Below are 12657 nucleotides of genomic sequence, written 5' to 3'. Positions count from 1 at the left end.
CGGATGAACACAACTCAAAACGTATCAACGACGCAGGGCGTCTTGTTAACCACTGCGGTCTTGCTGTCCGGGGCCGCGACGCTCTGGGGATATGTGCAGTGGGACGCGCTGAGCGACCTGCCGCTGTATTGGCGCAATGCGCTCGTCCCGCTGCCTCTGCTGGTCTTCATGGGCATGAAGCACCTGCAGGCGCGGCTGAACAGGGCGGCCCCGCATGAATAAGACACCGCGACTCCCCGCTCGGGTGTTTGGCGTTGCCGCCCTGGTGTTCAGCGGCTGGCTGCCGGCATCGCCCCTGTTGGCGACGCCGGCGGTACAGGTGGGGTTTTCGCCGGAAGGGACGGCGCAGCAGCTGGTACTGAGCGTTATCGGTGAGGCGCGGCGCGATATTCGCCTGATGGGGTACGCCTTTACCTCGCCGGAGGTGGCGCGGGCGCTGATTGCGGCGCACCGGCGCGGGGTGGCCGTCGGGGTGGTGGTCGATGCGAAGGCCAACCAGAACGGCGCCGGCCGGGCGGCACTGAACCTGCTGGCCAACGCCGGCGTGAACGTCAGGACGGTGAACAGCTATAAGATTTTGCACGACAAGGTGATCGTCGTGGATGGCGTGACGACCGAAACGGGCAGCTTTAATTTCAGCCGAGCGGCACGCGCCAACTCGGAAAATGTGGTGGTGCTGCGCGACATGCCGGAGGTGGCCAAACCGTACCTGGCGCACTGGCAATCCCGTTGGGCGCAGGGCCAGGACTGGCAGTCGACTTACTAAGAAAGGAAATCGGATGGCGATGTTTGATCCGCACAGCGGAAAACTGCAGCAGGTGCGCGAGGTGGCGCGTTTCACCCCGTTGCAGCAGGACGTACTGAAATTTTTGGCGCTGGTGCTGATGGTGTTCGACCACGCCAACCGGGCGCTGGGGCTGCATGAGCCGGTGCTGTTGCTGCTGGGGCGTGGGGCGTTTCCGCTGTTCGCCCTGCTGTGGGGGTACAACCTGGCCTCGCGGCCTGTCCGGCAGGCGCAGGCGACCCGGCTGTGGGTATGGGCCGTGGTTGCGCAGCCGGGCTATTGGCTGGTGATGCGTCATGACGGGCTGGCATTTACCGATCCGAATATTTTGTTCCTGTTCGCTGCCGTGACACAGGCGCTGGCCGTGGCGTCGCTGCCGATGCGCAAGGGCGCCCCCAATCCGGTGTTGGTCGGCGGCGTTTTGCTGGCGCTGTGGTGGGCGTATGGCGCCACAGACGGCAGTTACGGTACTGCCGGCGTTCTGTTGCTGTTGGCCAGTTATGGGCTGTGCGTTTCTCTGCCGGGGTATGTGACGGCCGTCTGGCCGGTGCGCGGGCTGGCGATCGTGGCCTGGCCGCTACTGGTGCTGATGCTCAATGCCGAGCTGGGCGGCACGATGATGCTGGCCGGGTTGTTGCTGCCGGCACTGCTCATCCTGGGGACGCTGCCGTTGGCGACGGCGTTCAATCAACGGCGTCTGTTGCCGCGGGGGTTTTTCCTGCAGACCTACGTGGCGCACCTGCTGGCGCTGGGGCTGGCCGGCGTGTTTTTACACTGAGGCACCGCTGATGTTACCGACCGCTTCGCACTTTGCCCATGCTTCGTTACTTGACCAGGTGACGATCGCCACGGCCGCGGGGCGCGTTGTCCGCTTTACCGATATGAAGGCTTTTGGTAGAGTGGGAAAAATTTTGCATTCGATGGTTGTCCACGCCAGAAGGTGGACGGGATGGAGCGGAGCTCCAGACGCAAAAACCCCCGGATTACGCATGAACTTTGGTCGGTGCATCGTAAATCCGGGGGTCACAAGCAGGCCTGGCGCCTGTAAGGAAGTATACTGTATGCGTATTCTACGTCAATCCCCCCTGCCGACCCTAAGTGCAGGGGAACGTGCATAGTCAACATGCCGCACAGGTAAATCCTGTAAAATCAACCATTTCACGCCGTGGTGCCAATAATGCGCTGCGGCGCGGGCAACAAAAAATTCATCGTCGTTACACCCCAAACCTGTGCTGCCGGGTGCCGAAAGGCATGGCGAGCAAGGTGGTGGCGCGCATGAGCAGCCACGACTGGCGGCGTAATGATGACCTGATCGGCCTGCGCCGGCAGGGTTATATCCCTTATACCCAACGCAACAACCCGGACTACCGTCCCAAACCGATGCGCATTGCTGCGCGTTCGGAGAGCCGTGAAGCGCTGACGGTGCTCTCGATGGTGCTGGGCGCCAACTGCGACTACAACCCGGACAGCGACTACCCGTTCGAGATCATGCTGCCGTTCGAGGACGTGGCCAAAGCGATGGGGGTGCTGCACGTCTACGAAAGCGGCCGCAAGGCGTATGACGTGGCGTTGCATGCGCTGTCGGTGCTCGAGCAGCTGGACTATCTCATCGTGTCGCGCGGGCAGGATACTGACACCGGTCAGAACAAGCCGCTGCGCATCTGGCTGACGGAGAACTTCTTCACAAGCCGTGGCATCCGGGTGGACGAAATTCGCCAGTGGCTGAATCAGTACCGGCTGTGGGCGATTAAAAACGGCCTGACCGAAACGCTCAGGCAAAAGTACGAGCGCCACCTGGTGCGCATTGCGCATCTGGGGATCGACATCGAGCGCAAGCACTCGCTGAAAAACCGGCTGAAAAAGATCCGGCGCTGGGTAGTGAGTCCCGATCTGCAAAACCTCAAACGTAACGCGGAGCAGGTGATTGGCAACGAACTGGCCAGGCGGCAGCAGAACGAGCAGCGGCTCGATACGTTGCTGGATGACACCGCTGCCGGCATCAAAAAGCTGGCCGCCGCCCGGCGCCAGAAGCAGAACGGCTTTTATCAGGCCTGGGTGCAGTGGACGATGGGCAGCTCGCCGCTGAAGGCGATGCAGCTGGAGAATACGCTCAAGCATGAACAGCCCGGACTGCTGAACAGCGATCCGGAGGCGTTCTATCGCTTGCTGCTGGAGCGTGCCGGCGCTATCCCCGCCTAACTTCCTCCCACATACAGAATTTTTACCCTGCCTGATCCGCGGGGGTTTTGTGCTGCTTGTTTCTCGCCGCTGATGCCAGGTTGGCCATTCGGCCGGGGTGTTTCGGCTGATGTCGGCGTGATTTTGGCGGCCGCCGACGTCGATCCGGGTCATTGCTGACATCGATAGGCAATGAATAAACCTTTAACTTCGTCATTAACTTCGTAGGCAGTATTAACTTCGAAATATCACTCGGAGAGATGCTTAATTTCGAAGGTTGTTTCTGAACAAACTAAGCCCTTTAAAAAGGGAGTAACTCAGCGCACCGGCTTACGCCGTTGCTGTTGAGTACCTCCCTCACTTCGTTCGGGCAAAAAACAGAGCCTTACTCAGTTCCCTACCTCTCTTAGCAAAAACCTAATGTAGCACCTGCAGTCACGACTGCAGGCAAAAGGCCCAGCACCCACACAGGAACCGCCAAAATTTCCCAACCTTAGCCCCACAAACCCCCTCACCATCGCTGAAAAGCGGCCCCGCCCCGGCCCAAAGGGCCGGAACAGTGTCGCTTTTAATGATCGATGTTGTAACTAGAAATTGAGTGGCTTTCAGATGTGTTGCGGAACGTTATGCGTACACGCCCGTAAGCGGCCCTACGGCCCGCCAACGCGGAGATACGCCCCGACGGCGGCTACGCCTTGTCGTGACCACTCCGACGGCGCACACAAAGACATACATCGCATTTAGCAGGACTGGTCTTGCAGGCCGAAGGGGGGGATAGGTGAAATCTATCAAAGCAGGGCGGCTGCGCCGCGTCACCGGCGACCCTTACCAACTATGTACTTTTGTAGACTTGCTGTCGCCTGCATGCGCTGACGCGCATAAAGGGGTACTACGCCGGACAATGGCATTAAGAGAATGGCTGGTGAAGCTGTTTCTATCGTTTCGGCCGTTCAACTGTCAGCATTAACACGAATTACCCACGTACTTCCCCCGAAGAAGATGCCACCCACATTTTGCTCCCAGGTCTCTGTTTCTGCCAATTTTGTTTTTACCGATAAAAAATCGGCATGACTTAGAATAATTTCGTCCCCGTCAACCGATGACTCCAGCACATAACCATCTGCCAGCATTGATTTTTCCTGACGGGGACTCCGTGCCGCTCGCCGGTAAAAGCTCTTGATACACCCACCGTTTTTCAGGGTTGATAAAATGGCATTTTCTGGAATGCGCATAGGGTTCCGGCCTCTCCTCTATCGAAGTCAAAATTGAAATCAGGGTTAACCTAACGCCTCAAAGATCATGTCCATCGTGAATCCCTTATACTGAAGATGCCTGATTTGTTTGTTTTTTTCCTTTGGCTCTGAGGGTAATGCTTCACCAAATTTCTTGATACGGGCGGCTTTGGCTAATTGATACCAGTCAATGTCACCGTTATTAATACCTTGCTCTATCAGTGCCGCGGGAAATCCTTTCTGGCGCATCTCTTGTTTTATTCGCGTGGGGCCGTGCATTTTTTTAACGTGTTTATCAAAAAGATAAGCAAGTAACTGAGCATCATTAAGCGCGTGGTTATCGGTCAGGCGACGTAAAACACGCTCGATATCCCCCGTGCTTTCGGTCAGTCGGCTCAGCTGGCGATGCATCTCGCCAGAGGCGTAATTTTTCTTTGCCAGCAACGATACGGCATGATCATACAGTTCCTGTTCAGTCACGGCTCATTCCTTTTGTCGTAATATAAACGGCACGGGGATCTGCCAACATGTCGCCACGGTCTCACGTCGGGTTTCCCCGCAGTACCGCCAGCAGGGCCTGGGTGTCCAGCCGGCTCACACCGTCGCTACCGGCCAGCAAGTCCTCAGCCAACTGGCGCTTTCGGCTGTGCAGGGCGACCATCTGTTCCTCGATGGTGTCTTCCATCACCAGACGGTATACCGTGACCGGGCGCTCCTGTCCTATTCGATGGGCGCGGTCGCTCGCCTGGTCCTCAACGGCCGGGTTCCACCAGGGATCGAGATGAATGACGTAATCGGCGGCCGTCAGGTTGAGTCCGGTACCGCCGGCCTTCAGGCTTATCAGGAACAGGTCGCCCTCGCCGGACTGGAACGCGGCCACCCGCTTCTCCCGTTCGGTCGGCGAGGTTGAACCGTCCAGGTATTGACAGGTGATGCCCCGTTCATCCAGCGCCGTGCGTAACAGCGTCAGATGGTCGACGAACTGGCTGAATACCAGGGCCTTGTGGTGGTTTTCCTGCAGCTCGGCGATGATATCCAGACAGGCCGCCAGTTTGCTGCCCGCCAGCGGGAGGTTATCCAGCACCAGTGACGGGTGGCAGCAGAACCGGCGCAAGCGGGTGATTTCCGTTAGCACCTGCAGCGGTTTGATGTCGTCACCGTCACTGTCCAGCCGCGCTACTGCCTGCTGGCGCAAGGCCTCGTACCAGTGTCGTTCCTCGTCACTCAGAGGAATGGTGTGAAGGATATCGGTGCGCGGCGGCAATTCGTCCAGTACCTGCGATTTGGTTCTGCGCAAGATAAACGGCTTAAGCAGCTGCTTCAGTGTGGTGCCGGCCAACCGGTCACCCTGCTCAATCGGCGTCGCAAATCGTTGATTGAACAGTTTCAGCCCCCCCAGCAGCCCCGGGTTGAGGAACCGGAACAGGCTCCACAGTTCGCCCAGGTGATTCTCGATTGGCGTGCCGCTCAGCGCCAGGCGGAAATCCGCCTTCAGCGCCATCACGGCGCGTGCCCGTTGGGTCTGCGCGTTCTTGATGGCCTGCGCTTCATCCAGTACCACGCTGTGCCATTGCTGGCCGGCAAACGCCGGCGCATCCTGCAGCAGCAGACCATAGCTGACCACCACCACATCGAATGCGCCCAGGTCCGCTGTCTCGCGTCGGCGCCGATAGTCCCGCAGACGGAGTGTGGGGGCGAACCGTTCGCTTTCGCTCAGCCAGTTGCCGGTAAGGGATGTAGGCACCACCACCAGTTGCGGTCCGCCCGGGGCGCGTTCGAGCAGCAGGGCCAGTGCCTGCAGGGTTTTCCCCAGCCCCATGTCATCGGCCAGGCAGGCGCCGACACCCCACTGCGCCAACCGGGACAGCCAGCAGAAGCCGGCCTGCTGGTAGTCGCGCAGTTCGGCTTTCAGAGTGGACGGTACCACAGGAGGGTGTTTTTCTCTGTCCTCAAGCCCACGCAGCTGCCGGCGCCAGTCGGCGTCACCGTCAAGATGCCCGGCTTCATCGGCGAGCGTTTTCAAAAATGGCAGCGTCAGCGCATTCAGCGTGAGAGGGCCACTGTCACCGGCCAGCAGGGCTATTTGCTGCAGGCGCTGGCGAAGCTGATTATCCAGGGCCAGCCAGTCCTGCTCGCCGAGGCGGATGAACCGGCCGCGGCTTTCCTGCAGGAGTGTCAGTACCTGGCGCAGCTGCAACACCTTGCCGTCATCCAGCACCAGTTCGCCGGACAGGGCAAACCATTCGCCCTGCCGGCGGACATGCAGTTTCAGGGCCTGCATATTGCGACGTCCGCCCAGACGCAAGCGTTCACCTTCCGGCCAGACGCATTCAAGCTGCGCCGGGTCAATTGCGCGCAGTTGCGTCAGTGCCTCCAGGGCGTCCTGGGTCTCGGTCAGCTGCCATTCGGTGGTGTCCGTTGCCGCAGCCTCGAGGATCGGGCAAGCCGCCAGTACCTGCTGCAGCCGCTGTTGTTCTGCCGGCAGGTCGCGGCGGGTTTGTATCGCCTGGCCGTCGTGCTCGCCGTTGACGATGTCGCCGCCCCGCCCTGGCGGGAAGGCGGTGCCGCCTGGCAACGGGTGAACCCGCAGCTGCAGACGCAGCCCCTCGCCAAGCGGCAGCAGATGCGCATACAGCTTTTCATCCGGGGGGACATGCGGAATGTGGGCCGTCAGCTCGGGCAGATTGGCCTGGACCGGCAGCAGAGGCGCGATGGACGACACCGACTGCAAGACCCGGTCGCGGGCGCCGGCCGGAATGCGCAGTTCCCGGCCGAGAATGCCGGCTATCTTGCGATGCTCGTCACTGACCGGATACACCACCAGGCGGGTCGGCGTTTCTTTTTCCCAGAGCAGGCCACGGCTGTCGCTGATGTCCGGCGGGCGGAGCGTGAGGGCGAGATGTTCCCCCGCCTCCGTTATCACCAGCGTCACCTGCCCGGGTTCGATATCGATGCGTATGTCAGGGGCGTCCTGCCAGAACACCGCCGGATGGCCAACCAGCGCCGGCAAGGCGGCTTCGGCATCCAGTGTGTAGGTGCCGCTGTGCCCGTAAAAGGAGTACGCCGAGGTGTAGTGAATATGCCGCAACGCTTGCCGGTCCTGCGCCAGCAGCCAGGGCAGCGTGTCGGCCGCGTCGTTGAGGCGTTTGAGGGACAACGGGCGCCCTTTGGTCCAGCCGTCCCGGTTGTATTTTTGTTCCCGGGGCTCCAGCGTCAGCTCGCAGCGATGCAGGGTCAAAAACCAGGCCATGCGTGACGTATTGGCGTTTTCCGCCGCCGTCAGCTGGCTCAGGGCGTCCAGGGCGTATTCCCATGACGCCCTGCGCCGATACAGGGCGCTCAGCGGATGAGGCAGTGAGGGCGCCGGCTGACGGTATTGCTGATGGAGCAGGTCGGCGATGTCCTGCTCCAGCCGGTGATAGCCGCGGGTGGCTAACTGTCCTCCGAACAGCTCGAGGCGTTGCTGCCCGCGTTCGCCGTCTTCGGTATCGCTTCGCCAGTATCGGAGCAGCGCCAGCCAGACGCCGGCCATGCCGATGAGTGGCGTCGTGGCCTGTTCGGGTGAGGTGCCCTGCGGCGGCTTACCTTCGCATTCATGCAGCAGACCCAGCAGCAAAACCCAGCCACTGCCGAAACCCTCCTCGATGGCATGGTGGGCCAGTTCCCGAAGTGTTGCGGTATACGCAGGCCCATGATTGGCCAGCAGCGTTAACGCGGCCATCATGGACGGCAAGGGGGGCAGGTGCAGCTTGCGTTTGCGCGTGGCCTTGCGGTACTGACTGACGAGCAGCCGGTATGCCTCGAGCGCAGCGTCTTTTTGTCCGCGGCTCAGGGCAATCCAGCCGGTGACGGTCGGAGGCAGTTCACCCTCCCCCCTAATTTGGTCAAGGCGGCCCTGGTCGCCGCGCCACAGGGCCTGCAGCGCCAGGGGTTCTCGTAACACGGACGGTGTCGTGCTCCGCGCGTCGCTGAAGGTGCAGGCATACTGATAGAGTGCGGAACACTCCGTGAGGCGATAGCAGGCATCAACGAGAAAGCTGGCCAGCAGCGCTATCTGTATCGCTTCGTTCAACAGCGCAAAGGTCTGTCTGCCGGCCTCGTCAGCCAACAGCTGAAAAGCCGGATGTGCCTGTGGGGAATACCCCGGATTTGTTATCCATTCGTCCAGGTATTGCGGCAGGGCCGCCTCATCTCCGGCGAGAAGCGCGTGCCACATCCGGGCTCGGCGTGTACGCAGGCCGCTGAACAGGCGTGAATGGCCAGGGTGATGCGGGGAAGCCCCCCAGACTGCGGGGTGAGTGGCCATGTAGCGGTAAACCACGTTATCATGACCGGCCAGGTGGTAGCGGTTGTTCATCTCCTGCAGCCATCCTTGCGCCAGCAGGATTTTCAGGGCGTCAGCCATATCCGCGGGATTCATGCGGCGGTGGGCAACGGGGCTTATCTCCAGCTGGTGCAGGTTATCCAGCAGGGCGGATTTTGCCAAATCGTCATGCAGGGCGAGCTGGCAGAGGATGGCGGTGAGAGGGATGGACAGATGCGCAATCCCTGTCTCCGCGTTGTCAGCGCGTGAAGGTGTGTTTTTGTGTCCGGTCATGGTATCACCCTTTTAACGTGACCTCAGCACCGCCGGCTGCGTGTCTGCCGGCGACGGTGGGTCAGGTGCCGCTATCTCTGTCCTTTTACCGGGCTGCGATGATGTCGTTTACGCAGGCTCCAGCGCGATGGTGTGGCAAGTCGCCGTGCTGTTAAGTCGGCGAGTGCCCAGCCCGTACTCCGCCATGACGTGCATAAACCGGTCGGCGTCACCGACCACCCGAAAGGTGACGGGGTGCAGATGGCGACCGTCCTGGGCAAAGGCGGCATTCAGCGCCGTTTTTTCGACGTAGAACCCGTTATGCTGTGACGGTGTCGGCACGACGCCGGACTTCCACTCTTTCGCGTCCAGCACATAATTGTCCCAGCCCTGGTCTTTCAGGGTTTCGGAGGCGTAGGTGAGTCGGAACAGGTCGGACTGAGCGGCCAGGTTACCGCTGCAGGAGCGAAAGAGGTAGTCAAGATGCTGGCGCAGTTTGCCCGCCGGGCCGTGTTTACGGCCACGTTCGAGTAACCACTGGATGTCAATCGCGACGCTCCTGGGGAAGCGTTTTTGCTTCTGGGCGGTGGCCAGCCAGCGGATCAGGAACAGGTTTTCGGCATAGGGCGTGCCGGCGATACCGTCCTGGCGCGCCAGCCCCAGCGCTGCCAGGGCGCAGAACGCCAGATGGCTGAGCGCTGAAGTAGTGTTCTCAGTGGTAACGGATGCGGTTTTATCTGACAATGGCTACCCTGCCCGTCGAAGCGAAAGATTAGTGGCGGATCTGCGCCAGGTCGTCAGCGGTCAGCCCGGTCATTTTCATCACCGCGTCGCGATCGAGGCCGTTGGCCAGCATGGTACGGGCAACTTCAAGTTTGCCTTCAAGTTTGCCTTCAAGTTTGCCTTCAAGTTTGCCTTCATGGCGCCCTTTTTCAATACCGCGCTGTTCACCCAATTGGATACCTTTCTGGATACCCTTCTCGATACCTTTTTGTTCAAGCTGCTGTGCGATGGTCATCAGTTCATCCTCATGTTGCGGAACCCGCAGGGCCAGTTCGCGGACAAATGCCTGCGCATCCGCCGATTCACCGGCCTGGATAATATAGTGTATCAGCGAAATCACCTGTGGCGAAGACAGATAGCCGGCCAGCAGAATGGCGGACAGCCTGTCGGTCAGTTCGGCCAGGTCGCGCTGGCGAATATGTTTCTGCAGCAGGGTCAGTGCGGCCATGCTGCGGTGACCCATAATCTCTTCGTCGGGAATGACGGTCACATCAACCAGCGGAAAATCGCCGGTGTACAGTTTCTCCGCCAACGCCGGATCATCAAACTCCTGCAGCCAGTTGGTCGAGTAAGGGTATGGGCTGCGTTTGCCGGTATAGAACAGTACCGGAATGACCAGCGGCAGCTTTTTATGTCCTGCCTCGATATGTCGCTGCATGGCGGCCACTGAGTAGCGCATCAGGCGAAAAGCCATATGCTTATCGGGCGAGGATTGTGCTTCTAATAAAACGTACACGTAACCATCCTCCCCGGAGGTGGTTTTCAGGCTGTAGAGCACGTCGCTGAAATACTGGCGCAGGTCATCTTCGACAAAGGAGCCGGACTCCAGCTTCAGCGTGGTGAGGTCGCAGATGGCCCGTAGTTCGGCCGGCAGATGGATATCAACGAAATCGCGGGCAATTTCGGGTTGAGTCAGAAATTGCCGGAAGGTTGCATCATGGGGCGTTGGATTTTTTTTCATGGCGCTATCGTAACATGTTCTGTCGCCGGCTCACTATGGCTGAGCGAAGGCTTCACCCGCTCTCCGGGCAGAATAGCGTCGGGATGTTGCTGCCGCCAGGTTTTTAATATTCGGTAGACGCTGGCCCTGCCAATGCCCAATCGGTCGGCAACCGCTTCGCGGGTGAGTCCGGCCAGCGTCAATTCAATCACCTGCTGCGCTTTCACCTGAGCGGTGGGTTTTCTTCCTTTATATACCCCCCTGGCTTTCGCGCGGGCAATGCCTTCCCGTTGCCGTTCCTGACGCAGGCGTGTCTCAAACTCGGCGAAGACGCCCAACATATCCAGGAAAGCCTTGCCGGATGCCGAAGAGGTATCGATGGCCTGCTCGGTCGCCCTGAGCTTGATGTTTTGCCCTTCAAGTTCATGAACCAGATTCTGTAAGTCGCGCAGACTACGTGACAGACGATCGATACGGGTGATCACCAACGTATCCCCTTCTCGCAAGTAATCAAGGCAGTCATCGAGTGCCTGACGGCCCTCTTTCCTGGCGCCGGTCATTTTCTCCGAGAAGATTTTACGGCAGCCGGCTGAAGTCAGCACCGCTATCTGATGTGTCAGATCCTGATCTGTGGTGGATACACGAGCATAACCGACGAGCGCCATACGATTTAATCTCAATAGACATTAGATAATGAGATTTTCACGTATCAAATTTACTAAATCAAGTTATGTGATACTTGTTTTGAACAAATTGCCCTGGCTCTCACAAAGGTATACCTTGTGAGAGCTTGGGCGGGGCCGATCATTCAAATAGGGGGAGACCCCTACCCTCCCGCTTTTAACTATTACGCAGAGCCTTCTGCTTGATCCAGTTCTCGCTGTAAAGCCGCCAATGCACGCTTGAGAGTCTCACCTAATGGCTGGTCGATTAGATCGGCGATGCGGTATAACTCATTCTTGGTTTCAAGTTCCCCTTTAATATTGATTTGTATATTCCGCCCTGTCTTGAAACGTCGTCTTGAGCGTTCAACGGGCTGAGATAGCGCTGTTGTTTGCCTTCCAACAAAACCGTGTTGGTTTGCCAGCTCCTCAATTTCTGCATCGCTCTGCTTTGATTTTTTTTCGACGGCAGCTTTAGGTTCAAAGTTCTTCAAATTCTCTAACGGATCAACACGACTCATGGTTTATTCCCCTCCTGTCATGGTGTAACCGGAGTGCCGGTGGTTATTCTGCCAATAACTTCGCGCGTAAAGGCTTCTGCGTTCTCGATGGCTTTTTCAACATTTGAAACCTCGTTTGTTGGGAGCATTTCAAGAGGTTGCCGGTACGAGAACATTGCTTTAAATGCAGCGCGTTCGTTTAATTCGGTTTCAAAAAAAGGAATGCCACCTGCTTCGAAGCTCTTCCTAATATGCCTGGTATCACGACTCTGTATCGCTGCTGAGGTGCGAGTGAACAAAACAGCATAAGGTAGCTTGTAATCAGGCTTATGCTTCTGAATGCCTCGTTCATGGGCGCGGATTAAACCAAAAGCTCTGCTGGCTTGTTCTGCATCAAGCTGGGAGCCTTGGGTTGGGACGACGACAAAGTCTGACTCGGCAATTGCGTAGGCAACAATGGTTGCAGCTGTGCCTTCTAAATCAACTATCACAAAGGGGGTCTTGGTCGCAGCATCTGCGATTGTTTCCCCTATCGTCTTGTCGCTTACATCTGAAATGACGGTCATGCTCTCAGGTGTAGCCCCCCCTTCAGACCAGGATTTAATAGGGTGGTTCGGGTCTGCATCGATGACCGTTACCGGAACTCTTTTTGCTATTTGTAGAGCTAACGCCAGGGCGGACGTGGTTTTTCCTGCCCCTCCTTTTGGGGATACGAACACAATGACTGGCATACATTGACCCTCCGTTGATGAGCTTTGAGAATTCATCTGAATTCATTTTGGTATCTTCAAGGAATTCTTTTGTGTTGTCAATGAGGAATTCTAGTGGAATTCATTTAGAATTCTTGTCGTGTGCATTATATGGGTGATTTGCTGAATTCATATGAATCCATTGTGATATCTTTAATGAATTCTTTTGTGAATTCTAAAAAGTTACCGTGTGTGGTTTCTTTTGTGGATTCTTTAAAGGTAACCTTCGTTAACCATTTGTGGAATCCTTTGT

The 12657-nt window shown here is 58.1% G+C and carries 13 protein-coding genes; 5 read left to right on the top strand and 8 right to left on the bottom strand.

Annotated elements, in window-relative coordinates:
- The first annotated feature begins 3 nt into the window (after window positions 1-3).
- The 5 genes from HWW83_RS24215 (at window position 4) to HWW83_RS25910 (ending at window position 3553) form a co-directional block, all read left to right on the top strand.
- A complete protein-coding gene (locus HWW83_RS24215; RefSeq protein ID WP_176589646.1) occupies window positions 4-222 on the top strand; it encodes a hypothetical protein in 219 nt (72 codons plus the stop codon).
- Window positions 215-766: a phospholipase D family nuclease gene (locus HWW83_RS24210; protein WP_176589645.1), complete on the top strand. Its 552-nt coding sequence runs from the start codon at window positions 215-217 to the stop codon at window positions 764-766. The genes HWW83_RS24215 and HWW83_RS24210 overlap by 8 nt, the downstream gene beginning before the upstream one ends.
- A gap of 13 nt (window positions 767-779) precedes the next feature.
- Complete coding sequence (locus tag HWW83_RS24205) at window positions 780-1562, top strand: TraX family protein (RefSeq protein ID WP_176589644.1); 783 nt, start codon at window positions 780-782, stop codon at window positions 1560-1562.
- Window positions 1563-1894: 332 nt separating this feature from the next.
- Complete coding sequence (locus HWW83_RS24200) at window positions 1895-2983, top strand: Replication protein (RefSeq protein WP_343926889.1); 1089 nt, start codon at window positions 1895-1897, stop codon at window positions 2981-2983.
- 408 nt (window positions 2984-3391) lie between these two features.
- Window positions 3392-3553: a replication-associated protein RepA4 gene (locus HWW83_RS25910; RefSeq protein ID WP_500862583.1), complete on the top strand. Its 162-nt coding sequence runs from the start codon at window positions 3392-3394 to the stop codon at window positions 3551-3553.
- A gap of 359 nt (window positions 3554-3912) precedes the next feature.
- Here the strand turns inward: HWW83_RS25910 and HWW83_RS24195 are convergent, their stop codons facing one another.
- The 8 genes from HWW83_RS24195 to HWW83_RS24160 form a co-directional block, all read right to left on the bottom strand.
- Complete coding sequence (locus tag HWW83_RS24195) at window positions 3913-4194, bottom strand: hypothetical protein (RefSeq protein ID WP_055313732.1); 282 nt, start codon at window positions 4192-4194, stop codon at window positions 3913-3915.
- Window positions 4195-4239: 45 nt separating this feature from the next.
- Window positions 4240-4674 carry a RecX family transcriptional regulator gene (locus tag HWW83_RS24190; RefSeq protein WP_176589643.1) on the bottom strand — a complete coding sequence of 145 codons (435 nt, stop codon included), beginning with the start codon at window positions 4672-4674 and terminating at the stop codon, window positions 4240-4242.
- Window positions 4675-4735: 61 nt separating this feature from the next.
- Window positions 4736-8791 carry a DEAD/DEAH box helicase gene (locus HWW83_RS24185; RefSeq protein WP_255326674.1) on the bottom strand — a complete coding sequence of 1352 codons (4056 nt, stop codon included), beginning with the start codon at window positions 8789-8791 and terminating at the stop codon, window positions 4736-4738.
- A 108-nt stretch (window positions 8792-8899) separates the two neighbouring features.
- Window positions 8900-9514 (bottom strand): DUF2913 family protein, encoded by a 615-nt coding sequence (locus HWW83_RS24180; protein ID WP_176589642.1) that lies wholly within the window; start codon window positions 9512-9514, stop codon window positions 8900-8902.
- A gap of 28 nt (window positions 9515-9542) precedes the next feature.
- Window positions 9543-10514 carry an Rpn family recombination-promoting nuclease/putative transposase gene (locus HWW83_RS24175; RefSeq protein WP_176589641.1) on the bottom strand — a complete coding sequence of 324 codons (972 nt, stop codon included), beginning with the start codon at window positions 10512-10514 and terminating at the stop codon, window positions 9543-9545.
- Window positions 10511-11158, bottom strand: coding sequence for a recombinase family protein (locus HWW83_RS24170; protein ID WP_176589640.1), 648 nt, complete (start codon window positions 11156-11158; stop codon window positions 10511-10513). The genes HWW83_RS24175 and HWW83_RS24170 overlap by 4 nt, the downstream gene beginning before the upstream one ends.
- A gap of 182 nt (window positions 11159-11340) precedes the next feature.
- Window positions 11341-11676 (bottom strand): hypothetical protein, encoded by a 336-nt coding sequence (locus HWW83_RS24165; protein ID WP_055313860.1) that lies wholly within the window; start codon window positions 11674-11676, stop codon window positions 11341-11343.
- Window positions 11677-11693: 17 nt separating this feature from the next.
- The gene (locus tag HWW83_RS24160) at window positions 11694-12386 is read right to left on the bottom strand and encodes a nucleotide-binding protein (RefSeq protein ID WP_055314065.1); all 693 of its coding nucleotides are present in this window, start codon (window positions 12384-12386) and stop codon (window positions 11694-11696) included.
- Between the last annotated feature and the right edge of the window lie 271 nt (window positions 12387-12657).

Source organism: Serratia ureilytica (assembly GCF_013375155.1).
Taxonomy (GTDB): domain Bacteria; phylum Pseudomonadota; class Gammaproteobacteria; order Enterobacterales; family Enterobacteriaceae; genus Serratia; species Serratia ureilytica.
This window is presented reverse-complemented; position numbering and strand designations above follow the sequence as displayed.

What these genes read in the sequence shown, in the direction of transcription:
- HWW83_RS24215 (WP_176589646.1), top strand. Translation starts at nt 4, where the DNA reads ATGAACACAACTCAAAACGTATCAACGACGCAGGGCGTCTTGTTAACC.
- HWW83_RS24210 (WP_176589645.1), top strand. Translation starts at nt 215, where the DNA reads ATGAATAAGACACCGCGACTCCCCGCTCGGGTGTTTGGCGTTGCCGCC.
- HWW83_RS24205 (WP_176589644.1), top strand. Translation starts at nt 780, where the DNA reads ATGGCGATGTTTGATCCGCACAGCGGAAAACTGCAGCAGGTGCGCGAG.
- HWW83_RS24195 (WP_055313732.1), bottom strand. Translation starts at nt 4,194, where the DNA reads ATGCGCATTCCAGAAAATGCCATTTTATCAACCCTGAAAAACGGTGGG.
- HWW83_RS24185 (WP_255326674.1), bottom strand. Translation starts at nt 8,791, where the DNA reads ATGACCGGACACAAAAACACACCTTCACGCGCTGACAACGCGGAGACA.
- HWW83_RS24175 (WP_176589641.1), bottom strand. Translation starts at nt 10,514, where the DNA reads ATGAAAAAAAATCCAACGCCCCATGATGCAACCTTCCGGCAATTTCTG.
- HWW83_RS24170 (WP_176589640.1), bottom strand. Translation starts at nt 11,158, where the DNA reads ATGGCGCTCGTCGGTTATGCTCGTGTATCCACCACAGATCAGGATCTG.
- HWW83_RS24165 (WP_055313860.1), bottom strand. Translation starts at nt 11,676, where the DNA reads ATGAGTCGTGTTGATCCGTTAGAGAATTTGAAGAACTTTGAACCTAAA.
- HWW83_RS24160 (WP_055314065.1), bottom strand. Translation starts at nt 12,386, where the DNA reads ATGCCAGTCATTGTGTTCGTATCCCCAAAAGGAGGGGCAGGAAAAACC.